Source organism: Mesorhizobium sp. P170090 (assembly GCF_057786115.1).
In genome coordinates this window covers 966,953-993,523 of the sequence record NZ_JBYNWH010000001.1, presented here as the reverse complement: position 1 = coordinate 993,523, position 26,571 = coordinate 966,953, and the positions used below count along the sequence as shown (strand labels likewise).

The 26,571-nt window shown below is 64.4% G+C and carries 25 protein-coding genes; 15 read left to right on the top strand and 10 right to left on the bottom strand.

What is annotated here, in order from left to right; all coding sequences use genetic code 11:
- Window positions 1-29 precede the first annotated feature (29 nt).
- From AC3EML_RS04985 to AC3EML_RS04950, 8 genes are all read left to right on the top strand, one after another.
- Window positions 30-2,594 carry a sensor histidine kinase gene (locus tag AC3EML_RS04985; RefSeq protein WP_023672300.1) on the top strand — a complete coding sequence of 855 codons (2,565 nt, stop codon included), beginning with the start codon at window positions 30-32 and terminating at the stop codon, window positions 2,592-2,594.
- Window positions 2,595-2,602: 8 nt separating this feature from the next.
- Window positions 2,603-4,114: a tRNA (adenosine(37)-N6)-threonylcarbamoyltransferase complex ATPase subunit type 1 TsaE gene (gene tsaE, locus AC3EML_RS04980; protein ID WP_352520639.1), complete on the top strand. Its 1,512-nt coding sequence runs from the start codon at window positions 2,603-2,605 to the stop codon at window positions 4,112-4,114.
- A 14-nt stretch (window positions 4,115-4,128) separates the two neighbouring features.
- Window positions 4,129-4,833, top strand: a complete 705-nt coding sequence (locus AC3EML_RS04975; RefSeq protein ID WP_031197320.1) for a nucleotidyltransferase family protein — start codon at window positions 4,129-4,131, stop codon at window positions 4,831-4,833.
- Window positions 4,830-7,967: a double-strand break repair protein AddB gene (addB, locus tag AC3EML_RS04970; protein WP_352520640.1), complete on the top strand. Its 3,138-nt coding sequence runs from the start codon at window positions 4,830-4,832 to the stop codon at window positions 7,965-7,967. Before AC3EML_RS04975 ends, addB begins: the two co-directional genes overlap by 4 nt.
- The gene (gene addA / locus AC3EML_RS04965) at window positions 7,964-11,485 is read left to right on the top strand and encodes a double-strand break repair helicase AddA (protein ID WP_352463445.1); all 3,522 of its coding nucleotides are present in this window, start codon (window positions 7,964-7,966) and stop codon (window positions 11,483-11,485) included. The genes addB and addA overlap by 4 nt, the downstream gene beginning before the upstream one ends.
- Before the next feature lie 73 nt (window positions 11,486-11,558).
- Window positions 11,559-11,882 (top strand): thioredoxin, encoded by a 324-nt coding sequence (gene trxA / locus AC3EML_RS04960; protein WP_023672297.1) that lies wholly within the window; start codon window positions 11,559-11,561, stop codon window positions 11,880-11,882.
- Between the two features lie 190 nt (window positions 11,883-12,072).
- Window positions 12,073-12,354, top strand: a complete 282-nt coding sequence (locus AC3EML_RS04955) for a cupin domain-containing protein (RefSeq protein ID WP_023696001.1) — start codon at window positions 12,073-12,075, stop codon at window positions 12,352-12,354.
- A gap of 72 nt (window positions 12,355-12,426) precedes the next feature.
- Complete coding sequence (locus AC3EML_RS04950; RefSeq protein ID WP_023827359.1) at window positions 12,427-12,675, top strand: hypothetical protein; 249 nt, start codon at window positions 12,427-12,429, stop codon at window positions 12,673-12,675.
- A gap of 22 nt (window positions 12,676-12,697) precedes the next feature.
- Here the strand turns inward: AC3EML_RS04950 and AC3EML_RS04945 are convergent, their stop codons facing one another.
- The 6 genes from AC3EML_RS04945 to AC3EML_RS04920 all read right to left on the bottom strand — a co-directional run bounded on the left by AC3EML_RS04945 (window position 12,698) and on the right by AC3EML_RS04920 (window position 18,403).
- Window positions 12,698-13,117 carry a VOC family protein gene (locus AC3EML_RS04945; RefSeq protein ID WP_023681395.1) on the bottom strand — a complete coding sequence of 140 codons (420 nt, stop codon included), beginning with the start codon at window positions 13,115-13,117 and terminating at the stop codon, window positions 12,698-12,700.
- Between the two features lie 26 nt (window positions 13,118-13,143).
- Window positions 13,144-14,469: a bifunctional folylpolyglutamate synthase/dihydrofolate synthase gene (locus AC3EML_RS04940; protein ID WP_023672293.1), complete on the bottom strand. Its 1,326-nt coding sequence runs from the start codon at window positions 14,467-14,469 to the stop codon at window positions 13,144-13,146.
- A gap of 62 nt (window positions 14,470-14,531) precedes the next feature.
- Window positions 14,532-15,458 (bottom strand): acetyl-CoA carboxylase, carboxyltransferase subunit beta, encoded by a 927-nt coding sequence (gene accD, locus AC3EML_RS04935; protein WP_352520641.1) that lies wholly within the window; start codon window positions 15,456-15,458, stop codon window positions 14,532-14,534.
- Between the two features lie 102 nt (window positions 15,459-15,560).
- Window positions 15,561-16,400, bottom strand: coding sequence for a tryptophan synthase subunit alpha (gene trpA, locus AC3EML_RS04930; protein WP_352520642.1), 840 nt, complete (start codon window positions 16,398-16,400; stop codon window positions 15,561-15,563).
- Window positions 16,401-16,402: 2 nt separating this feature from the next.
- On the bottom strand, window positions 16,403-17,653 hold the full coding sequence (trpB, locus tag AC3EML_RS04925) for a tryptophan synthase subunit beta (protein ID WP_023681393.1): 1,251 nt from the start codon (window positions 17,651-17,653) through the stop codon (window positions 16,403-16,405).
- A 90-nt stretch (window positions 17,654-17,743) separates the two neighbouring features.
- Window positions 17,744-18,403, bottom strand: a complete 660-nt coding sequence (locus AC3EML_RS04920; protein WP_286461238.1) for a phosphoribosylanthranilate isomerase — start codon at window positions 18,401-18,403, stop codon at window positions 17,744-17,746.
- Between the two features lie 109 nt (window positions 18,404-18,512).
- Between AC3EML_RS04920 and AC3EML_RS04915 the strand changes: the two genes are divergently transcribed.
- The gene (locus tag AC3EML_RS04915) at window positions 18,513-18,731 is read left to right on the top strand and encodes a hypothetical protein (protein WP_023672288.1); all 219 of its coding nucleotides are present in this window, start codon (window positions 18,513-18,515) and stop codon (window positions 18,729-18,731) included.
- A gap of 18 nt (window positions 18,732-18,749) precedes the next feature.
- Here the strand turns inward: AC3EML_RS04915 and AC3EML_RS04910 are convergent, their stop codons facing one another.
- From AC3EML_RS04910 to AC3EML_RS04895, 4 genes are all read right to left on the bottom strand, one after another.
- Window positions 18,750-19,508, bottom strand: a complete 759-nt coding sequence (locus AC3EML_RS04910) for a M48 family metallopeptidase (RefSeq protein ID WP_023681391.1) — start codon at window positions 19,506-19,508, stop codon at window positions 18,750-18,752.
- A 198-nt stretch (window positions 19,509-19,706) separates the two neighbouring features.
- Window positions 19,707-20,192, bottom strand: coding sequence for a DUF2852 domain-containing protein (locus AC3EML_RS04905; RefSeq protein ID WP_023672286.1), 486 nt, complete (start codon window positions 20,190-20,192; stop codon window positions 19,707-19,709).
- Window positions 20,193-20,309: 117 nt separating this feature from the next.
- Window positions 20,310-21,452: a benzoate/H(+) symporter BenE family transporter gene (locus tag AC3EML_RS04900; RefSeq protein WP_023681390.1), complete on the bottom strand. Its 1,143-nt coding sequence runs from the start codon at window positions 21,450-21,452 to the stop codon at window positions 20,310-20,312.
- Window positions 21,453-21,458: 6 nt separating this feature from the next.
- Complete coding sequence (locus AC3EML_RS04895; RefSeq protein WP_023681389.1) at window positions 21,459-22,229, bottom strand: alpha/beta hydrolase; 771 nt, start codon at window positions 22,227-22,229, stop codon at window positions 21,459-21,461.
- 247 nt (window positions 22,230-22,476) lie between these two features.
- Here AC3EML_RS04895 and infC point away from each other — a divergent pair, with 247 nt between their 5' ends.
- From infC to AC3EML_RS04865, 6 genes are all read left to right on the top strand, one after another.
- On the top strand, window positions 22,477-23,013 hold the full coding sequence (gene infC / locus AC3EML_RS04890) for a translation initiation factor IF-3 (protein WP_023744911.1): 537 nt from the start codon (window positions 22,477-22,479) through the stop codon (window positions 23,011-23,013).
- A 132-nt stretch (window positions 23,014-23,145) separates the two neighbouring features.
- Window positions 23,146-23,784: a methyltransferase family protein gene (locus AC3EML_RS04885; RefSeq protein ID WP_023681388.1), complete on the top strand. Its 639-nt coding sequence runs from the start codon at window positions 23,146-23,148 to the stop codon at window positions 23,782-23,784.
- Between the two features lie 348 nt (window positions 23,785-24,132).
- Complete coding sequence (gene rpmI / locus AC3EML_RS04880; RefSeq protein ID WP_006201248.1) at window positions 24,133-24,336, top strand: 50S ribosomal protein L35; 204 nt, start codon at window positions 24,133-24,135, stop codon at window positions 24,334-24,336.
- Window positions 24,337-24,375: 39 nt separating this feature from the next.
- Window positions 24,376-24,777: a 50S ribosomal protein L20 gene (gene rplT, locus AC3EML_RS04875; protein WP_023672281.1), complete on the top strand. Its 402-nt coding sequence runs from the start codon at window positions 24,376-24,378 to the stop codon at window positions 24,775-24,777.
- Between the two features lie 296 nt (window positions 24,778-25,073).
- Window positions 25,074-26,126, top strand: a complete 1,053-nt coding sequence (gene pheS, locus AC3EML_RS04870) for a phenylalanine--tRNA ligase subunit alpha (protein WP_032885996.1) — start codon at window positions 25,074-25,076, stop codon at window positions 26,124-26,126.
- A complete protein-coding gene (locus AC3EML_RS04865) occupies window positions 26,123-26,569 on the top strand; it encodes a GFA family protein (RefSeq protein WP_023696009.1) in 447 nt (148 codons plus the stop codon). The genes pheS and AC3EML_RS04865 overlap by 4 nt, the downstream gene beginning before the upstream one ends.
- Window positions 26,570-26,571 lie beyond the last annotated feature (2 nt).

Genomic DNA, 26,571 nt, shown 5'->3' with positions numbered 1-26,571 from the left:
TGCATTCAGGCGGCGAAGAGGACCAAGGCATGCCGGGGGAAAACCCGCCTCGCGCGGGATCGGCCGTTTCCGGCGGCCATGACGATTCCGATAGCAATGGCTCCGTCACGACAGGCGGTGGCCTGAAGAGGCGCGTTGGCGCCCGCACCGCCGGCTTTCTTGCCACCTCAGCTCTTGCCGGCCCGCTCACCTCGTTTGCCGCCCATGCCGAGCCGGCCATTGCGCAGAAGGCCGGACTGTCGGTCAGCGCGGTCGAAGTCATCCAGCTCGCCATGTTCGTCGGCGTCATGGGCGCGGCACTGGTCTCGGCCATCTTCCTGATCCGCGAAAGAGCCCGCACCTCGGCGCAGAATGTCGAACTCAGAGCCCGCATTGCCGACATCAATGCGGCGCTGCAGCGCTCCGAGGCGCTGCTCAATCTGCGTGACCAGCGCGTCATCGTCTGGGCGTCGGAGAACAAGAAGCCGGAGCTGATCGGCACGCTGCCGCTGGAAAGCGGTGCGCCGGACGACCGTGCAGCCTTCCTCGCCTTCGGCCGCTGGCTGATGCCGCGCTCGGCGGCGGCGCTCGAAAATGCCGTCGCTGGTCTGCGCGAGAAAGCGAAACCCTTTGATCTCGTGATCGAATCGCAGGCCGGGGCGCCGCTTGAAGTGCATGGCCGCAAGAGCGCCGCGCATGTGCTGGTGCGCTTCGTCTCGCTGTCGGAAACTCAGAGGAGCCAAGCCAGGCTGAAGATCGAGAACCAGCGTCTGGCCGCCGACTACGAGACCATGATCGGCCTGCTCGACGCCTTGCCGATGCCGGCCTGGCTGCGCGCCACCGACGGGCGGCTGAAATGGGTCAACCGTGCCTATGCCGGAGCGGTCGAGGCACCGAACGCCGAGACCGCCGTGCGCGAAGCCAAGGAATTCCTCGGCGCCCAAGCGCGCGAACAGATCGCCGCGCAGCACAAATCGCGCCCGATCTTCGAACAGACGCTGTCGACGGTGATCGAGGGCGACCGCCGGGTGTTCGCCGTCACCGACTTCGCCGGTGCCGACGGCTCGGCCGGTCTTGCCTGCGACACCAGCGCCACCGAAACCATTCGCGGCGAATATGAGCGCACGGTGCGCAGCCATGCCGACACGCTCGACCAGCTCAACACGGCGGTGGCGATCTTCGATGCCAACGAGAAGTTGCGCTTCTTCAACCAGGCGTTCCAGAAACTGTGGGGGCTGGACCCGGGCTTCCTGCACAGCGCGCCCGACAATGCGCTGCTGCTCGACCGGCTGCGCAGCGAAGGCAAGATCGCCGAGCAGCCGGAATGGCGGCGCTGGAAAGAAGGCCTGCTTGGCGCCTACCGCGCGGTGGAATCGCAAGAGCATTGGTGGCATCTGCCCGACGGCAAGACCATCCGCGTGGTGGCCAACCCGCAGCCGAAGGGCGGCGTGACCTGGGTGTTCGAGAACCTGACCGAGAAGATGGACCTCGAAAGCCGCTACCAGACGGCGGTGCGGGTCCAGGGCGAAACGCTCGACAATCTGGCCGAAGGCGTCGCCGTGTTCGGTCCCGATGGGCGGCTGCGCCTGTCGAACCCGGCCTTTGTCGCGCTGTGGGGACTGAGCCAGGATGTGATCAAGCCCAACGTCCATGTCTCGGCGATCCGCGATCTCAGCGACCAGCGCGCCGTCGACAGCCCGTGGGGCGGGTTCGTCGCCGCCATCACCGGTTTCGACGACGAGCGCCGCGACCGCCATGGCCAGACCGAACTGAAGAACGGCACAGTGCTCAGCTACGCCGTCATCCCGCTGCCCAACGGCCAGGTGATGATGACCTTTGTGGACGTCACCGACAGCGTCAATGTCGAGCGCGCGCTGAAGGACAAGAACGAAGCGCTGCAGAAATCCGACCAGCTGAAGAACGAGTTCGTGCAGCATGTCTCCTACGAGCTGCGCTCGCCGCTGACCAACATCATCGGCTTCACCGAGCTTCTGTCGCTGCCGGCGACCGGGCCGCTCAGCCCAAAGCAGCGCGAATATGTCGAGCATGTCGGCTCGTCATCCTCGGTGCTGCTCACCATCGTCAACGACATACTCGACCTCGCCACCGTCGACGCCGGCATCATGCAGCTCGACATTTCGGAAGTAAGCGTCGAGCGCACCATCGAGGCCGCGGCCGAACTGGTCGCCGACCGGCTGCAAGAGCATTCGATCAAGCTCCGGATCGACGCCGCTGCGGCGCCGAAGAGTTTTCACGGCGACGAGACCCGGGTTCGCCAGATCCTCTACAATCTGCTCAGCAACGCCGCCAATTACGCGCCGGAGGCGAGCACTATCACGCTTGCCTGCCGGCATTTGGAGCAAGGTGTGGAATTCTCCGTCCATGACAACGGCCCCGGCATGCCGCCGGACCTGCTCGATTCGGTGTTCCGCCGCTTCGAGCCGCGCACCAATGGCGGGCGCCGGCGCGGTGCGGGCTTAGGCCTGTCGATCGTCAAGAGCTTTGTCGAGCTGCACGGCGGCAGCGTGCGCATCGAGACCGGCAAGGACAAGGGCACCACCGTCATCTGCACCTTCCCCGATGCACCGTCGGGCATCCGCGCCGCGGCCGAGTAGCGCGCTCGATGACCGTTGTTGTGCTGGAGCGTTTTCTCGCCGACGAGGCTGCGACCGCAAGGCTCGGCCAGGACCTGGCCATGGCGCTGCGGCCGGGCGACGTGCTGGCGCTCAAGGGCGATCTCGGCGCCGGCAAGTCGACGCTGGCGCGGGCCCTGATCAGGGCGCTGGCCGACGATGCCGGCCTCGATGTGCCGAGCCCTACCTTCACCTTGGTGCAAAGCTACGACACGCGCATCCCCGTGCACCATTTCGATCTCTATCGCCTGTCCTCGGCCGGCGAGATGGACGAGCTGGGTTTCGACGAGGCGCTGCTGCAGGGCGCTGCCCTTGTCGAGTGGCCGGAACGGGCGGAGGCCGCTCTGCCCAGGACGTCGATCTGGATCGAACTCGTCCATCAGGGCGAAGGCCGCCTGGCGAAACTATCGGGCCAAGGCGTTGCCTTCGAACGCGTGGCCCGATCGCTGGCGATGCGCGATTTCCTCAAAACGGCCGGTTGGGGCGACGCCGCGCGGCGCCATTTCGTCGGCGACGCCTCGGCGCGCTCCTATGAGATCGTCTCGCGCGCCGGCCTTGCGCCGCGCGTGCTGATGAATTCGCCGCGGCTGGTGCTGGGGCCGCCGGTGCGCGACGGCAAGCCCTATGCCGTGATCGCCCACACCGCGCAGTCGGTCACCGCCTTCGTCGCCATCGACAAGGCGCTGCTGGCGCAAGGTGTCAGTGTCCCAAAAATCCATGCCGAGGATCTCGAGCAAGGGTTTCTGCTGCTGGAGCATCTGGGCTCGGAAGGTTTTCTCGACGGCAATGGTGAGCCGGCGGCCGAGCGCTACACGGCAGCAGCCGAATTGCTGGCCATGATGCATGGCAAGACCTGGCTGCAGCGCATGGAAGCCGTCCCAGGCGTCTTCCACGAGGTGCCGCCCTTCGATCGCGACGCCATGCTGATCGAAGCCGATCTCTTGGTCGATTGGTATGTGCCGATGGTGACCGGCAGCCCGGCAAGCGAGGCTTTACGCGCCGGCTATCACAGGGAATGGAACGCGGTTCTCGATCGGCTGGACACACAGGAATACACGCTGATGCTGCGCGACTTCCATTCGCCCAACATCATCTGGCGCGGTGACCGCAAAGGCCACGACCGCCTCGGCATCGTCGACGTCCAGGACGCGCTGATGGGTCCGGCGGCCTATGACGTTGCGTCGCTGGCCATGGATGCCCGCGTCACCGTTTCGCCCGATATCGAGCAGCGGACCGTGGACGCCTATGTCGCTGCGCGCCACGCCGCCGGCGGCTTCGATGAGGACGCCTTCCGCGCGGCCTATGCGATCATGGCGGCGCAGCGCAATTCGAAGATCCTCGGCATTTTCGTGCGGCTCGAAAAGCGCGACGGCAAGCCCTATTATCTCCGACACCTGCCGCGCATCCGCGATTATCTCAGGCGGGCGCTGGCGCACCCGGCGCTGGCTCAGCTGAAGGAGTTTTACATGGCACATGGCCTGCTGGAGGAACGGCTCCCGTGACCTTGACCACAGCGATGGTGCTGGCGGCGGGTCTTGGCAAGCGCATGCGGCCGATCACCGACACCATGCCGAAGCCGCTGGTGCGGATCGCCGGCAGGACCTTGCTCGACTGGGGGCTGGACAGTCTCGAAGCGGCCGGCGTCGAGAAAGCCATCGTCAACGTGCACTATCTGCCGGACCAGATCGTCGCCCATATCGCCCACAGGCGGGCGCCAAAGATCGTCATTTCCGACGAGCGCGACGCACTGCTGAATTCGGCGGGTGGCATCGTCAAGGCATTGCCGCTGCTGGGCAGCGACCCCTTCTACATCATCAACGCCGATACGTTCTGGATCGACAGCGGCCAGCCCAGCCTCGAGCGCCTTGCCCTTGCATGGGACGGCGCGAAAATGGATATTCTGCTGATGCTTACCGATCTCGACTCGGCCACCGGACACGGTGTCGGCACGGATTTCCTGATGGCGCCGGATGGCGGCCTGCGGCGCTCGAAAGGCGATCCGGCCGGGTTGATCTATGCCGGAGCGGCAATCGTCAATCCCGCCATCTTCAGGGATGCGCCGGCCGGGGCGCATTCGCTCAACACCTATTTCGACAAGGCAATCGCCTCTGGCCGTCTGTTCGGCATGCAGATGCGCGGAAGCTGGATCACCGTCGGCACTCCCGACGCCATTCCGCAGGCGGAAGCGGCCGCCGCCGAAGCTCTCGCGAAGGTGGTATGAGCGGCGCGCGCCGCGTTCTTTCGATCCCGCCCGGAGCGCCATTCCTGCCGACTCTGGCCGAGGCCTTGCTGGCCGGACGGCTGGTGCCCGGCTTCCGGTTCGACGGCGATCCGCTGGCGCTGGCTGATGTCACCATCTATGTGCCGACACGGCGCGCGGCCCGTGCGCTGCGCGGCGCCTTTGTCGACGCGCTTTCGGGACCGGGATGGAGCCGCCGTTCGGCGATCCTGCCGGTCATCCGCCCGCTCGGAGAGTTCGACCAGGACGAAGCCGCCTTCGACGCCGGCACGCCGACCGAGCTTGAAATGGCGCCGCCGATCGCAGCCATCGAACGCCTGCTGCTGCTGGCGCCGCTGGTGCAGGCCTGGAAGCGCACCCTGCCGGCGCATGTCCTTGATATGTTCAACGAAGAGATTGTCGTGCCGGCCTCCGCCGCCGATGCGATCTGGCTGGCGCGCGACCTCGCCCGGCTCATGGACGAAATCGAAACCGAAGGCACGGACTGGACCAGGCTTGCCGATCTGGTCACCGGCAATCTTGCCGGTTGGTGGCTGGTGACGCTCGATTTCCTCCGTATCGTCACCGAGGCCTGGCCGAAATTGCTGGAGGAGCGCGACCGCTCCAACCCGGCCGCGCACCGCAATGCGCTGATCCGGCGCGAGGCGAAGCGGCTGGAACGCAACCCGCCCAAAGGCCCGGTGATCGCCGCCGGCTCGACGGGCTCTATTCCGGCCACGGCTGAACTGCTTGCCACGGTCGCCAGCCTGCCTAACGGCGCCGTGGTGCTGCCCGGGCTCGATGGGATGCTGGACGAACCGTCTTTTGCCGCGATTGCGGCGCCCGGTGCGCGGCCGGCACTGCTCGGCCACCCACAATACGGCATGGCCAAGCTGATCGGCAAGGTTGGCGTGCTGCGTGGCGATGTCGAGGAAGTGGTCGCCGCCGAGCCCGCACTGGTGCTCCGCGCGGCCCTTGTCGGCGAGGCGCTGCGTCCGGCCGAGACCACGGAACTATGGGCCGAGACCCGCATACGCTTCAACGCCCTGGATATCGCCGAGGCCTTCGCCGATGTGACGCTGGTCGAAGCCGCCAGCGAACGCGACGAGGCGGCGGCGATCGCCATCGCGCTGAAAACCGCCGTGGAACAGCCGGGGCACAGGGCAGCGCTCGTTACCGGCGACCGCGGGCTGGCGCGGCGCGTCTCGGCCGAGCTGTTGCGCTTCGGTGTGATCGCTGACGATTCCGGCGGCACGCCGCTCGCCAACACGCCTGCCGCCAGCCTGCTGCGGCTCACACTTCAAGCGGTATTCCGGCCCGGCGATCCCGTCGGCCTTTTGTCGCTGCTCAAGCATCCGCTGCTCGGGCTCGGACTTGAGCGCACCGGCGTGCGCCATGCCGCCGAGCTCATCGAACTCGTGGCGCTGCGCGGCGGCACCGGACGCCCCGACATCGCCGCCTTGCCAGCACTGTTCGAGGAGCGTCTCGCCGGGCTGAGCGGGGACAAGCGCCAGCCCTTCTGGTTTTCGCGCCTGAGCGTGCGCGGCATCGACGATGCCCGCGATATGCTGAGCCGGCTTGTGACGGCACTGGCGCCGCTGACCGCCTTTCGCGGTGAAGAGAATGCCGATCTTGTCGCGTTGACCAGAGCGAGCGTCGCCGCGCTGGAAAATCTCGGCCGCACGGCGGAGCGCAGCCTGGCTGAATTTTATGCCGGCGACGCCGGCGAGAAACTCGCCGAGCTGCTGCGCGGTGTGGTCGCGGCCTCGGCCTCGTTCGACTTCCCGGCCGACGAATGGCCTGATGTGATGGACGCGCTGGTAGCACCGGAAACGGTCAAGCCCGGGCAAGGCACCGACCGCAACATCGCCATTTGGGGGGCGCTGGAAGCGCGGCTGCAGAATGTCGACACGCTGGTCATTGGCGGGCTGAACGAGGGCGTGTGGCCACGCAAGCCGGAAAGCGATCGCTTCATGTCGCGGTTGATGAAGACCGGCATCGATCTCGAGCCGCCGGAGCGCCGTATCGGCCTTGCCGCCCACGACTTCCAGATGGCGATGGGGGCGAAAAAGGTGGTGCTGACGCGCTCCGCCCGAGCCGGCGACGCACCGGCGGTGCCGTCGCGCTGGCTGCAGCGCATCCTCACCTTCATCGGCAAGGATCCGGCGGCCGCATTGCGCGGGCGCGGCGACGAATTGCTTGCCTGGGCGCGCGCGCTCGATGCCGGCGAGCGGCAGCATTTCGCGCCGCGACCGCAGCCGAAACCGCCGCTGAGCATGCGGCCCACCCACTTCTCGGTGACCGAGATCGAGACGCTGCGCCGCGACCCCTATGCGGTCTATGCCAAGCGTATTCTGAGCCTTCTGCCGCTCGAGCCGGTGATCCGCGATCCCGGTGCGGCCGAGCGCGGCACGCTGTTTCATGACATCCTGCATCTGTTCTCGACAGAGGTGGCGGATCCCCGCGCGCCCGAAGCTCTGGAACGCCTCATCGCTGCCGGCCGGACCTGCTTCGCCGACATTGCCCTACCCGCCGATGTCGAGGCGGTGTGGTGGCCGCGCTTCGAAAAGCTCGCCGCCAACATCATCGAATGGGAGCGCGGCCGCGCCCCTGCCGTCGCCCGGCGGCATGCCGAGGAGCGCGCCGAAAAGACGGCTGTCGGCCGTACCGGTGTGACGCTGTCCGGCTATGCCGACCGCGTCGACCTTTTGGCCGGTGGCATGGCCGACATTCTCGATTACAAGACCGGCTCCTCGCCGTCCAAGGCGCAGGCGCACACGCTGCTGGCGCCACAGCTGGCGCTCGAAGGGGCGCTGCTCCGGCGCGGCGCCTTCAAGGGGCTTGGCGCGCGCGAACCCTCGCAGCTTGCATTCGTGCGGCTGAAGCCGAATGGCGAAGTGTTCGAGGAATCCATCCTCGACTACAACCGCCAGCCCCGGACCGCAGAAGACCTCGCCGAAGAGGCCTGGGCGCGGCTGGAAAAACTGCTCATTCACTATGCCGATCCGGCGACCGGCTATCTGTCGCGGGCGCTGCCGTTTCGCGAAGGCGAGAGCGATGGCGACTACGACCACCTGGCGCGCGTGCTCGAATGGTCGGCCGGCGGCGACAGCGATGACGAGGCGGGGGAGGCATGAAAAAAGCCTATCCCATTCCCGGCGAAACCGCCGCCAGCCAGACGCGCGCTTCCGACCCGAAGAACTCGGCCTGGGTGTCGGCCAATGCCGGATCCGGCAAGACGCATGTGCTGGCCCAGCGCGTCATCCGGCTGTTGCTCAACGGCACCGATCCGTCGAAGATCCTGTGCCTGACCTATACGCGGGCGGCCGCCGCCAACATGTCGAACCGCGTGTTCTCGACCCTGTCGGAATGGACGGCGCTCGGCGATGCCGAGCTTGCCACAAAGATTGAGGCGGTGGACGGCCGCCGACCCGACCGCGACACGATGCGGCGGGCGCGCCGGCTGTTTGCCGAAGCGCTGGAAACGCCGGGCGGGCTGAAGATCCAGACCATCCACGCCTTCTGCGAATCGGTGCTGCACCAGTTTCCGCTGGAGGCCAACATCCCGGCGCATTTCGAAATGCTCGATCCGCAGATGGAGGCCTCGCTGTTTGCTGGCGCCCGCCGCGACATGATTTCGGGCACGTCAGCCGGAGACGCCGGACTGGCCGAGGCCTTTGCCACCGTGCTGGAGCGCGGCGGAGAACACGGGCTCGATGCGCTGCTCGCCGAAATCGTGCGCAAGCGCGACGGGCTGCGCGGCTTCATCGATGCGGTCCGGCGCGACGGCGGCGGCTTTCAGGCCCTGTTCGACGAATTCCATTTTCGCCCCGGGCGGAGCGCCGAAGACATAGCGGCATCGGTATGGCCGCTGCCGGGTTTCCTGCCGGACTTCTTTGCAGTGTTCGCCAGTGCCGCCGAGGCCGCCGACGCCCGCACCGTGCTCAACAATCTCTTGCCCTATGCCCGGTTGGCCTTTGCCGAGACGGACCCGACCCGCCGGCTGCAGATGCTCGGCAAAGCCTTTCTCAAGGCCGATGGCGACCCCTATGATCCCTCAAAGTTGTTCAAGAAGGCGCTGCTCGGCCGGCTGCCCGACCTTCCCGAGCGCTATCTGGCGGCCGTCAAGTCGATAACAGACGTCTCCGACCGGCTGGCGCTGTTCCGGATGCTGGAAGGCACGGTCGCGGCGTTGACCATAGCCGACTGGCTGATCGTGCGGTACGAGCGCCTGAAGCGCAGCCGCGGCTTTCTCGATTTCAACGACCTCATCACCCGCACCGTCAACCTTCTGGCGCGGCCCGATGCCGGCCCCTGGGTGCAGTACAAGCTCGACCAGGGCATCGACCACATCCTGCTCGACGAGGCGCAGGACACCAGCCCCGACCAATGGGAGGTGGTGAAGCGGCTGGCGGAGGAGTTCTTTGCCGGCCACGGCCAGCGCGGCACGGCCAATCGCACGGTGTTTGCCGTCGGCGACGAAAAGCAGTCGATCTATTCCTTCCAGGGTGCCGCACCGGATTCCTTTGCCGACAGCCGGCTCTTGTTTTCCGGACGCGTGAACGCAGCCAATGCTTCGTTTGCCGACCTGAAACTGACCTGGTCGTTCCGTTCGACCGACGACGTGCTTGCCGCAGTCGACCGCGTCTTTGCCGATCCGGGCGTGCGGCGCGGCATCAGCCACGACCCCGATCCGCTCGACCACAAGGCGATCCGCAACGACGCGCCTGGCTATGTCGAGGTCTGGCCGTCGCTCGGCGCTGACGCCGTCGAGGAGCCCGACGACTGGACGTTGCCGGTCAATCATGCCAGCGCGCCGGCTGTGCGGGTGGCCGAGCACGTGGCTGCGACCATCCAGACCTGGCTCAAGGACCGCGAGATCATCGAGGGCAAGGGACGCAGGCTGAGGGCCGGCGACATTCTTGTGCTGGTGCGCAAGCGCGACCGCTTCGTCCATGCGCTGTCGCGCGCGCTGAAGGACCGCGATATTCCCGTCGCCGGCGCCGACCGGCTGAGCCTGCCCGGCCACATCGCGGTCAAGGACCTGATCGCACTCGGCCATTTCCTCATCCAGCCGCAGGATGACCTGTCGCTCGCCGCCGTGCTGCGCAGCCCGGTTTTCGACGTGTCGGAGGAGACGCTTTTTACGCTTGGCGCCGGACGGCCAGCCGGAACATCGCTGATCGCCTCACTACGCCAGCATGCTGGCGACAATACCGCGCTGACCGATGTCGTTGCCCGGCTCGACGGCTGGGCCAACGAGGCGGCGTTCCGGCCGGTGTTCGAATTCTACGCCGGGGTGCTGGCGCGCGACGGCCTGCGCAAGAAGATGATCGCCCGGCTTGGACCGGAAGCCGGCGACATCCTCGACGAATTCCTGAGTTTCTGCCTGGCCGAGGAACGCACCGGACTGCCGGGGCTGGAGGCCTTCCTGGCGACGCTGGAAAACACCGGCCCGGAGATCAAGCGCGAGATGGACCAGACGCGCGACGAGGTCCGCGTCATGACCGTGCACGCCGCCAAGGGCCTGGAAGCGCCTGTTGTCTTCCTGGTCGATGGCGGGTCGGCGCCGTTCAGCGACCAGCATCTGCCGCGGCTGATGCCGTTCGACGCTTCGGGCCGCAATTTCGACGGCAAGGGCTATCTCTGGCGCTCGGCCGCCGATGTCGCGAACGGCTTCTCCAAGGCGGCCTCGGCCAGGGCGCGGGAGCTTGCCGACGACGAATACCGCCGGCTGCTCTATGTCGGCATGACGCGCGCCGAGGACCGGCTGATCGTCTGCGGCTATCACGGCAAGCGTTCGCCGAGCACCGGCACCTGGCATTCGATTGTCAGCCGCGCGCTGCTTGCCGCGCCGGAAAGCACGGAGCGCCATCATCCCGCCAGCGGCGAGCCGGTGCATCGCTTCGTCATCACCAAGCTGCCGCCGGTGGCGCTGGCAGCCGCCGACGAGGCGCGGCTGCCGCAACCGCTTTTGCCGTTCTTGCCGGCAAACCTGTTTCGCCCTTTGCCGCCTTATGAAGAACTGCCGCGCCCGCTATCGCCCTCTGGCGCTTCGGCGCTGATCGACGAGGGCAAGGAGGCGGTCGTCGATACGCGTTCGCCGGTGCTGGACAGCGAAGCGGAGCCCGGTTTTGCCGTGATGCGCGGGCTGGCGCTGCACAAGCTGCTGCAGATGCTGCCCGGTTTTGCCGAAGACGAACGGCAAGGCGCGGCGGCGCAGTATCTCATTCGAGCCGGCGCCGACTGGCCGGAGGCCGAGCGCAACAAGGCGCTGGCTTCGGTGATGGCGATCCTCAGAGATTCGCGTTTTGCCGGGCTGTTTTCGCCGTCGTCCCGCGCCGAAGTTGCTGTGATGGGCAGCCTTGAGGTCAAGGGCAGACTGCGCTCGATCTCCGGCAAGATCGACCGGCTGGCGGTGACGCCCGGGCGCGTATCGATCGTCGACTACAAGACCAACCGGCCGGCGCCCGCAGGCCTGGCCCAGGTGCCGCCGGCCTATATACTACAGCTGGCGCTCTACCGCGCGCTGCTGAAGCCGCTTTACCCCGGCCGCGCGGTGACGGCAGCACTGCTGTTCACCGAGGCACCGAGGCTTATCGAACTGCCGGCGCAGGCGATGGATGACGCCCTTGCCCGACTCACGGGAGCGTGACACAAGTTCTGCTTGAAGAAGGGCTGCTGAACCACCACATTTGGTGCGAGATAAATTTCGAAAGGATTTTCGTATGGCCACCGTCAAGGTCGACAAGAGCAATTTCCAGGCCGATGTGCTCAACGCCTCGCAGCCCGTCGTCGTGGATTTCTGGGCCGAATGGTGCGGCCCCTGCAAGATGATCGGTCCGTCGCTGGAAGAGATCGCCAATGAGCTCGGCGACAAGATCAAGATCGCCAAGCTGAACATCGACGAGAACCCCGAGCTTGCCGCCCAATTCGGCGTGCGCTCGATCCCGACGCTGATGATCTTCAAGGGCGGCGAAGTCGCCGACATGAAGGTCGGCGCCGCGCCGAAGACCGCGCTGTCGCACTGGATCAATGGCAGCCTCGCCTGATCTGGCTTTGTTTTGATGCATGTCGTCCTCCCAAAACCGGGACCACTTTTGGGCGACCTGCATTAGTTCCCGAGATCGAAGCCCGGCCCTCGCGCCGGGCTTTTTCTTTGGCGTCATCGCCCGGCCGCCTCTGGCCCTCGCATCGGCGCACTCCATGTCATCTGCTTGAGGCAGGACAGGGAGAAACAGAATGACCGGATCCGCCAAGGCCACCGTCTTCATCGACAATGAGCGCGTCATCGTCACCGAGTATCGGTTCCAGCCCGGCGACAACACCGGCTGGCATCGCCACGGCCACGACTATGTCGTGGTGCCGCTGATGGACGGCAAGGTGAAGCTGGTGACCAAGGACGGCGAGAGTTTTGCCGAGATGAAGAAGGGTGCGCCCTATTTCCGAAAGGAGGGCGTCGAACACGACGTCATTAGCGCCAATGACGGCGAGTATGCCTTCATCGAGATTGAGCTAAGGTGATGGCTTGCCATCCTCTGCCATCTTGATGGCTCGTCCTAAATGGGGGATATATTTTCTCGAAGGTATTTTGAAATGGCCGAACCCCGGCTTTCCGCCCGCAGCGCAAAAGCACGAGATCTTGCGCATCGTCTTGCTCATCGCGAAAACCGCTCGATAGCGGATATCGTCGAACGCGCGCTTGAATCCTATGAGATTCGGGAGGCGGGGCGAGAACCGGCGTCCACCTTCTACTCCCGCCTGACGGCAAGCAGTGGCGCGGATATCGATCTGGAAGAAATCATCCGGAAAAGCCTCAAGGTCCATACAGGGCCGGAGCTTTGATCCTCGTCGACACCAACACAGCTCACCAGTCGGCGATGCGGTCGCCTCCGGTAAATTGCGCGCTTTTGGCGGTGTATTCGAACAGCTCTATCTTCACGCCGTTGGGATCGCGGATCCAGGCCTGAAAAGTGTCGTCGCAGGCGTGCTTCTTGGCGGTGACGTCGATGCCCTTCGATTTGATATGGGCGATCGCCGCGTCGAGATCTTCGACTTCCAGGCAGAAATGGTTGATCTGGTTCTGCTCGCTGTATGCAGTGCCGTCCTTCTGGAACACCTCGACATGGCTGCGGCCGCCGCAATTGAGGTAGAAGCCGAAGACCTTGTCGTCGCGCAGGAAATTGAACTGCGTGTCGAGGCCAAGCACGTCGCGGTAGAAGCTTCGCGTCGCCTCCAGATCATGCGCGAAGATGCAGACATGGGCGAGTTGCTTGACCTTGATCATGATGGGCTCCTCGCAGTGAAATGGCTTCAGGTTGGCGGCGTGCCGTTTTCGGCCAGCACCGCGCCGGCGAGATATAACGACCCCCCGATCAGGATGCGTGGCGCCGGCCCGTCCCAGGTGTCGCGCAGCAGCATCAGCGCACTGGCGACGGAACTGACCGGTTCGGCCGTGAGGCCGGCTTCGGTCGCCCGCACCGCCAGCTCGTCATTCGGCACGCCGGCATCGCTCATGCTCACCGGCACGGTGTAGACGTGCCGAGCCAGGCCCTTGAAGGCGTGGAAGTAGCCGCTCTGGTCCTTGGTGTTGATCATGCCGGAGATCAGAAACAGCGGCCGCGGGTTCTTTTCCTCCTGCTCGGCCAGCGCCTCGGCAATGACCATGCCGGCGCCCGGATTGTGGCCGCCGTCGAGCCAGATGTCGGCGCCCTTGGGCGCCAGCTCCATCAGCCGGCCCTGTACCAGTTTCTGCATGCGGCCCGGCCATGCGACGCTCGCCATCGCCTTCTCAGTGGCGCGATGACTGATTTCGAAACCGGTGGCCTTGACGGCGGCAATCGCTGCCGCCGCATTGGCGAACTGGTGGCGCCCGGGCAGGCGCGGTGGCGGCAGGTCCATCAGCCCGTCCTCATCCTGATAGACCATGCGGCCGTTTTCCTCGAAGGCGAGAAAATCCTGGCCGTAGACGAAGGTCGGGCAATCCAGCCGCTCGGCGGTTTCGATCAGCACTTGCAGCGCCGTCTCGCTCTCCTGCGCGCCGATGACCACCGGGCAGCCGCGCTTCATGATGCCGGCCTTTTCGGCGGCGATCAGTTCGACCCGGTCGCCGAGATAGGCTTCGTGATCCATCGACACCGGCATGATCACCGACACCGCCGGCCGGGCAACGACATTGGTGGCGTCGAAGCGGCCGCCAAGGCCGACCTCGATGATGGCGGCGGCAGCCGGATGCTCGGAAAACAGGATGAAGGTGACGGCGGTTAGGATTTCGAAGACGGTGATCTTCTGGCCGGCATTGGCCCGGGCGACGCGGGCGATGGCCTCGGCGAAGGTCTCGTCGTCGACCAGCCGGCCGCCGCCCTCGGCCGCCAGCCGGTAGCGCTCGGCCCAGTTCACCAGATGCGGCGAAGTGTGGACATGGACAAGGTGGCCGCCGGCTTCGAGCAGCGCGCGCGAAAAGGCCGCGCACGAGCCCTTACCGTTGGTGCCGGCGATATGGATGACCGGCGGCAGCCGCTCCTGCGGATTGCCGAGGCGTTCGAGCAGCCTTGTGATGCGGTCGAGCGAAAGGTCGAAGCCTTTCGGATGCAGCGCCATCAGGGCTTCGATTTCACGATCTGCGGCAAGCGTTGTCATGAGCGAATCCTACGCATGCGCGCAGGTGCACGCAATCGCGGTTTGCGGCCAGAAATGTCGCGTCAGGCTTGCGGGCGGGCTTCCGTCGGGATGACCGACGGCGGCAGGATTTCCGGCTCCAGCGGCTTTTGCTCCTGCGGCAGTTTGAGCAGGATTTTCAACAGCCGTGAAATCGTCTCGCGCAGTTCCAGCCGCGACACCACCATATCGACCATGCCGTGCTCCATCAGATATTCGGAGCGCTGGAAACCGTCCGGCAGTTTCTCCCGGATGGTCTGCTCGATGACGCGCGGGCCGGCAAAGCCGATCAGCGCGCCGGGCTCGGCAATGTGGACGTCTCCCAGCATGGCGTAGGAGGCGGTAACGCCGCCGGTGGTCGGGTTGGTCAAGACGACGATGTATGGCAGGCCGGCTTCCTTCAGCCGGTCGACGCCGATCGTGGTGCGCGGTAACTGCATCAGGGACAGAATGCCTTCCTGCATGCGCGCGCCACCGGAGGCGGCAAACAGGATCAGCGGCCGCTTGCGCTGCAAGGCGACCTCGAAACCGTGCACAATGGCGTCACCCGCGGCCATGCCGAGCGAGCCGCCCATGAAGGCGAAATCCTGCACCGTCACCACAACCGGCAGGCCTTTGACCGTGCCCAGCGCGTTGATGATGGCGTCTTCCAGGCCGGTCTTGGCCTTGGCGTCCTTCAGCCGGTCCGTGTAGCGCTTCTCGTCGCGGAACTTGAGCGGGTCCTGCACGACCTTGGGGTTCTCAAGCTGCTCGTATTTGCCGTCGTCGAGGAAGAATTTCAGCCGTTCCTTGGCCGAAATCTTCATGTGATGGCCCGATGACGGGATGACGAACTGGTTGGATTCCAGGTCCTTGTGGAACACCATCTCGCCGGTCTCGGGATCCTTGATCCAGAGATTCTCGGGCATGTCGGTGCGCCGGCCGAGCATCGAATTGATCTTCGGGCGAACGTAATTGGTGATCCAGTTCATCGCTTCGGCTCCTGTCCTGACGAAGAGTTGGCTAGTCCATGTCGCCCAAAAGTGGGAACCGGTTTTGGGATAACGACTTGCACGAGACTTTAAGTAGGAGAACTATTCGGCAGCAGCAAGGCGGGCTGAACGCACGCCCTGCGCCAGGCCGCTGACCAGAGTGGCGACGGCCTCGGCCGGGTCGGCGGTCTTCTCGCCCTTCGGTCCCAACACATTGGCGACCGCGTTGACGATCGCGGTGCCGACGACGACGCCATCGGCATTGGCGCCGATAATGCGCGCCTGCTCGGCGGTCTTGACGCCGAAGCCGACGCAGACCGGCAGATTGGTGTGGCCCTTGATGCGCTTGACCGCGGCGGCAACCTTGCCGGTGTCGGCCAAAGCCGAGCCGGTGATGCCGGTCATCGACACGTAATAGACGAAGCCCGACGTATTCTGCAGCACCTTGGGCAGGCGCTTGTCGTCGGTGGTCGGCGTTGCCAAGCGGATGAAGTTGATGCCGGCCTTCAGCGCCGGAATGCAGAGTTCTTCGTCCATCTCCGGTGGCAGGTCGACGACGATCAGCCCGTCAATGCCGCTGGCGATGGCGTCCTTGAGGAAGCGATCGACACCGTAGATGTAGATCGGGTTGTAGTAGCCCATCAGCACGATCGGCGTTTCATTGTCGGTGGCGCGGAAATCAGCCGCCGTCTTCAGCGTCTTGACCAGGGTCTGGCCACCTTTCAGCGCCCGCAGGCCAGCGGCCTGGATCGCCGGTCCATCGGCCATCGGATCGGAAAACGGCAAGCCCATTTCAATGATGTCGGCGCCGGCCTTGGGCAGCGCCTTCATGATCGACAAAGCGGTGTCATAGTCGGGGTCGCCGCTCATGAAATAGGTGACGAGCGCCGGGCGGCCCTCGGCTTTCAGTTTTGCCATGCGGCGGTCGATGCGGGTCACCATGATCAGATCTCCATGCCCAGCATCGAGGCCACTGTGTGCACATCCTTGTCGCCGCGTCCCGACAGGTTGACGATGACGATCTGGTCCTTGTCCATATCAGGCACGATCTTCACCGCATGCGCGATGGCGTGGGCGGATTCCAGCGCCGGGATGATGCCTTCGACGCGCGTCGTCAGCTTGAAGGCTTCCAGCGCCTCGTCGTCGAGGATCGGCACATATTCGACGCGGCCGGAATCGCGCAGCCAGGAATGTTCGGGGCCGACGCCGGGATAGTCGAGGCCGGCTGAGATCGAATGGCCGTCGAGGATCTGGCCGTCGGCGTTCTGCAAGAGATAGGTGCGGTTGCCGTGCAGCACGCCGGGCGCGCCGGCATTCATCGAGGCGCAATGCTCGATGCCGTCAAGGCCGCGGCCGCCGGCTTCGATGCCGATGATGCGGACTTCTTTGTCATCCAGGAACGGATGGAACAGGCCGATGGCGTTCGAGCCGCCGCCGACAGCCGCGATGATGGTGTCGGGTAGCCGGCCTTCCTGTTCGAGGATCTGGGCGCGCGCCTCGATGCCGATCACCGACTGGAAGTCGCGCACCAGCTCCGGATAGGGATGCGGGCCGGCGGCAGTGCCGATCAGGTAATAAGTGTCCTCGACATTGGTGACCCAGTCGCGCAACGCTTCGTTCATGGCGTCCTTCAGCGTGCCGTGACCGGCGGTCACCGGCCGCACTTCGGCGCCGAGCAGCTTCATGCGGAAGACGTTGGGGCTTTGGCGGGCGACATCGGTGGCGCCCATATAAACGACGCAGGGAAAGCCGAAGCGCGCCGCGACCGTGGCCGCGGCAACGCCGTGCTGACCAGCGCCCGTCTCGGCGATGATGCGCTTCTTGCCCATGCGCTTGGCCAGCAGGATCTGGCCGAGGCAGTTGTTGATCTTGTGCGAACCGGTGTGGTTCAAATCCTCGCGCTTGAAGTAGACTTTGGCGCCGCCCCCGAGGCCCTTCGCCGAGGAAACCTCACGAAGGTGTTTTGTGAGCCCTTCGGCGAAATACAGCTTTGATGGCCGACCGGCATAATGGGTCGACAGGTCGGTCAGTTCGGCCTTGAAGTCCGGATCGTTCTTGACCTCGTTCCAGTGCCGTTCGAGGTCGAGGATCAGCGGCATCAGCGTCTCGGCCACGAAGCGGCCCCCGAAGATGCCGAACATGCCCTGTTCGTCGGGTCCCGTGCGGAAGGAATTGGGTGTCGCCGGCTTGTTCATCGCCGATCTCCTGGTCTTGGTTCTGAGCATGTCTTATCGGAAAACCGGTTCCCACTTCTCCGGAACATGCTCGGGTTCGAAAGAAGTGCCTCAGGCAGCGCGGTCGTCGCGCGCGGCCCTGACGGCCCGGAAGAACTGCTCGATCAGCGCCGGATCCTTGACGCCCGGGCCGCTTTCCACCCCCGACGAAATGTCTATCGCGGGCGGATTGGCTGATATCAGGGCGTCGCCGATATTGGCGGCGTTGAGCCCACCGGAAAGCATGTAATCGAGCCCGGCGTCAAGGCCGGCCAGGATGCGCCAGTCAAAGGCGACGCCATTGCCGCCCGGAAGTTGCGAGCCCTTTGGTGGCTTGGCATCGAACATGAAGCGATCGGCAACGCCGATGAACGGCTTTAGCCGCTCGAGATCGGCTACCTCACTGACGGAGAACACCTTCATGACAGGCAGGCCGTAGCGAGCTTTCACCTCGGCCACCCGCTCGGGCGTCTCCGTGCCGTGCAACTGCAGCATGTCGGGGCGCATCTTTTCGACGATCTCGTCCAGGAACGCGTCATCGGCATCGACCGTCACGGCGACCGCCCTGGCCTTGCCGATTGCCGCCTCGCGCAGGCGGCCGGCTGCCGCAGGCTCGACATAGCGCGGGCTTTTAGCAAAGAAGATGAAGCCGACATGGCTGGCGCCGCCGGCCAGGGCCGCGGCCATTGCCTCATCGGTCTTCAATCCACAGATCTTGATATCGAGCGCCATGGCGCGGGGCTTGGCACGAAACCGGCCAAGAGTCGAGAAAAAGCATGCTGTTTGCCGGCAACGCCAAAGGCGCTACCTATTGATGGGAGAAGCAAGGCGGAGCAGACGAATGGCCGACCAGAGCATAGCCGAACTCAGGCAGAAGATCGCGCAAGCGCGCGACGTCATCGCCCATCTGATGCAAAAGGCCGCCTTCGACGGGGCGGAAGCGCACCGGGTCCTGGATTATTTCGGCAGCGATGCGTTCGAGCAGAATTTCCTGCCTTGGCCGCGCCATGGCGACGAAGGGCTGCGGCCTGAAGAGCTTAATGCGGCCAATGATGATTGAGCGCGCCGCCGGCGAAGGCTAATCGAACACAATCGCCTGCAATGCCCCACCATTCCGCTTCAGCCAGTCCTTGCAGCGGTCGGTGTCGGGGCAGAGCTGCTCGCACAGTTTCCAGAATTTCGGGCCGTGGTTCATCTCCTTGAGATGCGCCACCTCATGCGCGACCAAGTAGTTTATCACCGGCGTCGGCGCCATCATGATGCGCCATGAGAAGGACAAATTGCCGTCGGAAGTGCAGGAGCCCCAGCGGCTCGACGTGTCCTTGAAGCGGATAGCCTTGGCGCGCTTGCCGATGGCCTCGGTATGCTTGACCACCAGCTTCTCGATGTCCTTCTTGGCCTCGCGCCTGAGGAAATCGGCGATGCGGCGCGGCAAATGTATGCGCTCGCCATGGACGATCAGCAGCGGACCGCGCTCGTCGCGCGACACGGTGACGGTGCCGCGTTTCGACGGTTCGTGGACGATGCGATGCGCGACGCCGCGTATCGGGATCTTGATGCCGGGGCGCACTTGCGGCCGTGTCGGTACCTTGGCCAGACGCTGCTCCAGCCAGCCCTGATGGCGGTGAAGGAATTTCTCCACCTCGCCGCGGCGCAGGCCCGGCGGCACGGTGATGCGCAGCCCCTGGCCGCCCGAATCGATGCGCAGCGTCAGCCGCCGTGCGCGGGCGCTCTCGACGATCCTGAGCGGCAGTGTGCGGCCGGCAACGACGTGCTCTCGCTCTTCGACAGGCGAGGGTTTTGGTTTGGTCAGGTTGCGGAAAAAGCCGAAGGACATGGCTGAACGATACGCGATTCGAGGAAAACGACCAGAACAAAAAAGAAACGGCGCCGCTCGCGCGACGCCGTCCATCATGCCAAGGCCTGTCTTAGAGCGCCGCGCGTCTCTGACGCGCAAAGGACGCTGTAGCACTCTAATTCGGCGCATGAACCTTTCCGAAAATCGGTTTCGATTTTCGGGGTCATGCGCGCAGCCTCAGTCGTCAAGCAGGTTCGGGCCCTTGCGCTTGGGCGTCGCGGGCTTGGCCGTTTCGGCCGAGCCTGTCTTCGCAGGCGCTGTCGACTTGTTGCGGTTGGCCATGAAGCGGTCGAACTCGTCCTGGTCCTTGGCGCGGCGCAATTCGCGGGCGTACTCGTCGAACTCGCTCAGCATCTCATCGAGCTTGCGACGCTCTTCGGCGAGGCGTTCGAGTTCCTTCTCGCGCCAGTCGTCGAAAGCGACATTGCCGGTGCGGGCCGAACCGTGGCCCCAGCGCGCGGCCTTGTCGGAACCGCGGCGGCAGCCGGCGAAGATGCCGTCGGTGGCCCGGTTGACGTCGCGCTTGAAGCCGTCAAGCCGGTCGCCCCAGATGATGTAGGCGAGCATGGCGAAGCCAAGCGGCCAGAACACCATGAAGCCGATCACCATCAGCGCGATGGTCGCCGGCGTCCAGGCCGGGCGGATCAATGCGGATGTGTTCATTTTCTCCCATTCCTTCGGTTGGAGACAGCCAAGAGCGGCTGCGTGGATTCGAAATGGGATGAGAAAAACGGCGATTCAAGACAACGTCCGCCAAAACCGGACAAGGTCCTGAATTGATTATCGCTTTTTGACCGCTTCGAGGAAAAGCACGACCAGGCCGGCGACCAGACCCCAGAAGGCGGCGCCAACGCCGAACAAAGTCAGCCCCGACGCGGTGACAACGAAGGTGACAGTAGCCGCCATGCGCTGGTCCTCGTCCTTGAGCGCGATCGCCAGCGCGTTGGCCAGCGACCCCATCAACGCCAGGCCGGCCACCAGCACGATCAGGCTTTGCGGCAGCACTGCGAAGATCGCCACCAGCGAGGCGCCGAAAACCGCGAAGATCAGATAGGCAAGTGCATAGAAGGGTCCGGTCTTCCAGCGCTCGGCCGGGTCGGGATGGACGTCCGGCCCGGTGCAGATCGCCGCAGAGATCGCGGCCAGATTGGTGGTCGAGCCGCCAAACGGCGCCGACAGCAGCGAGAACAGGCCGGTGACGCCGATCAGCGGGCCGGGTTCGGGGTGATAGCCGGCGGCGCGCAAGACGGCGAGACCCGACAGGTTCTGCGACGCCATGGTGACGAGGTAGAGCGGCAGCGCCAGGCCGATGACAGCTGCGGCGCTGAAATGCGGAGCAATCAGCGTCAGCGTCGACAGTTCCGGTGCCGGCAGTCCGCCGACGCGGCCTGTCAGGAAGGCGGCGATGCCGCCGCCGATCAGCACCGCCAGCACCGACAGCGCCGGGTTGAACAGGCGAATGACGAAGAAGGCCGCGATCAGCGGCAGGATCAGCCAGGGGTCGACCGGAATGGTCTTGACGGCATTGAGCGCGAAGGTGACGACGATGCCCGCCAGCATGCCGGACGCGACTGACGCCGGTATCCTTGATATCAGCTGGGTCAGCGGCTTGAACAGGCCGGTGGCGATCAACATTAGGCCGGTGACGATGAAGGCGCCGACCGCATCGGCCATGGTAAACCCGCTCGATGCCGCCATCAGCGCCAGGCCCGGTGTCGACCAGGCGGTGATGATGGGTATTTTCGTGCGCCAGGACAGCCACAAGCATTCGATCGCCATCGCCACGCACACTGCCGTCACCCAGCTCGCGGTTTCGGCTTGCGTGGCGCCAACCGCCTTGGCGGCGGCAATGACGACGGCCAGCGTGCCGCCGAAGCCGACGATTGCCGCGACAAAGGCGGATATCGGGATGGAAATGCGCATTCTCGCCTACCCCGCCCGCTGAACCATGTCGCCCACCGCCCTCAGCAGCATGTCGAGATCCTGCGGCCGCGACAGGCGGTGGTCGCCGTCGGGAATGAGCGACAAGGTGACGTCGTCGGCCGGCAGCAGCGAGACCAGCTTCAGCGCATGGCTTGCCGGCACGTCGGCATCGGCCAGGCCCTGCAGGATGTGGACGGGGCAATGGGTATCGATCGGCCCGGTCATGACCCGGTTCGCCCTGCCGTCCTCGATCAGCGCGCTTGTGTAGATGTAAGGCTCGGCGGAATAGTCCGAAGGTTCTTCGAAAAAGCCTTTCTCCCGGAGGTCGCGCCTCTGTTCCTCCGTCAGAGCCGGCTCGACCAGCTCGGCGGTGAAATCCGGCGCCGGCGCGAGCAGCACCAGGCCAACCACATTGCTGTCGCCCGCCTTGCGCAGTTCCTGCACCATGCGCAGCGCGATCCAGGCGCCCATCGACGAGCCGACCAGGATTTGCTTGCCCTCGGTGAAACGCCGGAAGACGGCGAGGCTCTCGCCAAGCCATTTCGAAATGGTGCCGTCGGCAAAGGCGCCGCCGGATTCGCCATGGCCGGAATAGTCGTGGCGCAGATACGCGCGGCCTTCCCTTGCCGCCCAATCCGACAACGTCTGCGCCTTCGTGCCCAGCATGTCGGATTTATAGCCGCCGAGCCAGACGATGCCGGGCGTTGCGCCCGAGGAATGGCGAACCGCGATATCAATGCCGTCGACATCCAGCAGGGTTGGGGTGGTCGCGGTCATGGCTGTGGATCAATCCTGGTTCTGGGGGCCTGATTGCGGGAGCCTGATTTTACTCGCCGGTCTTTTGACACAGGCACAGGCGAGGCGGAAAGTGCTCGCGACATCCTTTGTTTGGTGCAGGCCTGCGATCAGGGTGATTTTCTGTCAGCGCTGTGCTATTGACTCCGCCCGCGCGCTCACCACATTGGCGCGTCCCGAACATTTCTAGATTTGAACCCTGAACGAAACGGCCAAGGAGACCACGACCATTCGCAGACCTTTCAAAGCAGCGGCGCCCACCAAGGATGGCCCGCGCTCCAACCGTGATATCCGGGTTCCCCGGGTCCAGCTGATCGACGCCGATGGCCAGAACCGCGGCGATATTTCCATCAACGACGCATTGCTGCTCGCCGAAGAGGCAGGGCTCGATCTGGTCGAGATCTCGCCCAATGCGGTGCCGCCTGTCGTCAAGATCCTCGATCTCGGCAAATTGAAATACGCCAACCAGAAGAAGGCGGCCGAGGCGCGCAAGAACCAGAAGGTCATCGAGATCAAAGAGATCAAGATGCGCCCGAACATCGACAGCCATGACTACGAAACCAAGATGAAGGCCGTGCGGCGCTTCTTCGAGGAAGGCGACAAGGTCAAGCTGACGCTGCGCTTCCGCGGCCGCGAGATGGCGCATATGGAACTCGGCATGCAGCTCCTGAACAAGGTGCGCGAGGAGACGGCTACCATCGCCAAGGTCGAAGCCGAGCCGAAGCTGGAAGGCCGCCAGATGATGATGGTGCTGGCCCCGCGCTAGATCAGTTCGGGCGTTGCGCTCTAAATCCGCCTGAATCCTGTCTCATGGCGTCCCGGCGATCGGCGGGACGCCAATTCTCCTGTCCAGACGCCGCGATCGCCGGCAAAGCTTCTCGACGATCGGATTCCCGACATGGCCAATGAAATCAACCCTGCGCCCATCAAGGAGCTGGGCGGCTACCAGCACATGCGCCGCATGGTGCTTGCGGTGCTGGTGGTGGTGCTGTTTGCGGCACTGCTGTTCGGCCAGTCGACCTTCCCGCCCGATACCCCGGTGCATGAAACGATCGAGATGGTCGGCGTGCTGCTGATCTTCCTTGGCGTCGTCGGCCGCTTGTGGTCGACACTCTATATCGGGGGGCGCAAATCCTCCGAAGTGGTCACCGGCGGACCCTATTCGATCACCCGCAATCCTCTCTACGTGTTCTCGACCGTTGCCGCCGCCGGCGTCGGGGCGCAGATCGGCTCGTTCTCCGGCATCGTCCTGTTTGCGCTGTTGTGCGCCGGCGCCTTCCACATCGTCATCCTGCGCGAGGAAAGGTATCTCAAGGAGGTTCTCGGCGCGCCCTACACAGCCTATCTGGCGCGGGTGCCGCGTTTCTTCCCCCAGCTGTCGCTCTACCAGGAAGGCGACACCGGCAGCTTCAAGCCGCGCCTCTTGCTGACCACCTTGCTCGACGGGCTGGTGTTTCTGGTGGCGTTGCCGGTGTTCGAGACCATCGATGGCGCCCAGCAATCGGGTATACTCCCGGTGCTGTTCAGGCTCCCCTAGGTAGGCTGATATTCAGGTGAGGCCGACCTGCAAACGGCCGATCCCTGCGCTTCCGGTGTTCACGTACTTAAGTACGCTCCGCTCCGGTTCTCGGCATCAGCCGTTTTCGGCTCGGCCTGACCTGAATCTCGACCCACCTATCGGAGCCCAGGCTTGCACCGTGAATTAAGACAGAGCGTCGCAGCCGCTCGGGTGTTGCGCGCCAGCCCGCTTTGAAGTATAGGACCGCCGTTCCAAGAAAACCGCCCGGCAGGGCATGCCGTGGCGGTTTCATTTGCTTTTCGGGCTTTTGGTCCGCCCGAAGCGAACAAGAAGCGCGATTGTGCGCCACCAATACGGAGTAGCAAAATGCCCAAGATGAAGACCAAATCGGCCGCCAAGAAGCGGTTCAAGATCACAGGTACGGGTAAAGTCCTGTCGGCTGCGGCCGGCAAGCGTCACGGCATGATCAAGCGTTCCAACAAGTTCATTCGAAATGCCCGCGGCACGATGGTTCTGGCTGAACCGGATGGCAAGAAGGTCATCAAGAATTTTCTGCCGAACGGCCTCTGAGCATTCGGTTTCAGGAACAGCGTTTAAGGAGATCATGACATGGCACGCGTAAAAAGAGGCGTCACCTCGCACGCCAAGCACAAGAAGGTCCTGAAAGCCGCGAAAGGCTTCTACGGCCGCCGCAAGAACACCATTCGCATCGCCAAGCAGGCGGTCGAAAAGTCGATGCAGTATGCGTATCGCGACCGCAAGAACCGCAAGCGCTCGTTCCGCGCGCTGTGGATCCAGCGCATCAACGCCGCGACGCACGAGCATGGCCTGACCTATGGCCGCTTCATCGACGGCCTCAACAAGTCCGGTATCGAGATCGATCGCAAGATCCTGTCCGACATGGCCATCCATGAACCGCAGGCGTTCGCCGCACTCGTGGCCAAGGCCAAGGTCGCGCTCGAATATCTGAAGAACACCACCCCGAATGCTTTTGAAAGCGCTGTCGCCTAGAGCATGATGCCAAAAAGTTGCTGACTTTTTGGACAACATCATGCTCAGGGAAATTTAGCGAGGAGCGCGATCTTTCCGAAAAGTCTGCAACTTTTCGGGATCGGGCTCCGAGCCCAGCGCTTCCCAGCATTCGCAATTCTGATTGGGGAACCCGCGCTGGCACGGCTGGCGCGGGTTTTTCTTATGGCTGAACTTTCAACTTGAAAGTGACTTTCACCTCAAAGTTGACTCCCAACACAGCGAGTTTGACCGTGAACGACATAGCTACCGGCTTGGATACTCTCGAAAACTCCCTGATGGCCGACGTCGCGTCGGCCGCCGATGAGGCTGCTATCGAAGCCGTGCGCGTCGCGGCTCTCGGCAAAAAGGGGTCGATCTCGGAATTGCTGAAGACACTGGGCGCGATGAGCGCCGAGGAGCGCCAGGTCAAGGGCCCCGCGATCAACGGCCTGAAGAACCGCGTCACCGAAGCGCTGACGACACGCAAGGTCGAGCTGAAGGATGTGGCGGTCACGGCGCGCCTTGCCGCCGAGACGGTCGACGTGACGCTGCCGGTGCGGCAATCGCCGGCCGAGCGCGGCCGCATCCATCCGATCAGCCAGGTCATCGACGAGATCGCGGCGATCTTCGGCGATCTCGGCTTTGCCATCGCAGAAGGTCCCGATGTCGAGAGCGACTATTACAATTTCACCGCGCTGAATTTCCCCGAAGGGCATCCGGCGCGCGAGATGCACGATACCTTCTTTTTCCAGCCGGACGAAAAGGGCGAGCGCAAGCTGTTGCGCACGCACACCTCGCCGGTACAGATCCGCACCATGGAGAAGCAGAAGCCGCCGATCCGCATCGTCATTCCCGGCAAGACCTACCGGCAGGATTCCGACGCTACACACTCGCCGATGTTCCATCAGGTCGAGGGGCTGGTGATCGACAAATCGGCCAATGTCGCCAACATGAAGTGGGTGCTGGAAGAATTCTGCAAGGCTTTCTTCGAGGTGCCGCAGGTCAAGATGCGCTTCCGGCCGTCCTTTTTCCCGTTCACCGAGCCCAGCCTCGAGGTCGACATCCAGTGCGACCGCTCGCGGCCCGGCGAAGTGCGATTCGGCGAAGGCTCCGACTGGATGGAGATCCTCGGCTGCGGCATGGTCCACCCCAATGTGCTGCGCGCCGGCGGGCTCGATCCCGACGAATATCAGGGCTTTGCCTGGGGCATGGGCATCGACCGCATCGCCATGCTGAAATACGGCATGCCGGACCTGCGCGCCTTCTTCGACGCCGATGTGCGCTGGCTGTCGCATTACGGTTTCAGGCCGCTCGACATGCCGACGCTGTTCGGAGGTCTTTCCGCATGACGGCGCCGCACACGGGTGGCTGCCGCTGCGGCGCGGTACGGTTCGAGGCATCAGTCGAACCGCACCATATCAGCTATTGCCATTGCGGCGATTGCCGGCGCGCCAGCGGCGCGCCGGTGTCGGCCTTTGTCGGCTTCCTGACCGAGCAGGTGGCTTTCACCGGCAAGGCGCTGAAGATGTACGAGAACGGGCCGGTGACGCGCTCGTTCTGCGGCATTTGCGGCTCGCCTATCGCCTATGTCGACGAGCGGCTGGAAGACCACATCTATTTCATGCTGGGCGCCATGGACATGCCGGCCTATTTCCGGCCGACGCACCATGCCTATGTGCGCGAGCAGCTGCCCTTCGTGCATATGCCCGACGACTTGCCGCGCCATTTGAAGACAAGCGTGCCCAGACCCGATGGACAAGGTCCGGGCGGGTACAGACAAAACGGAACATAGTG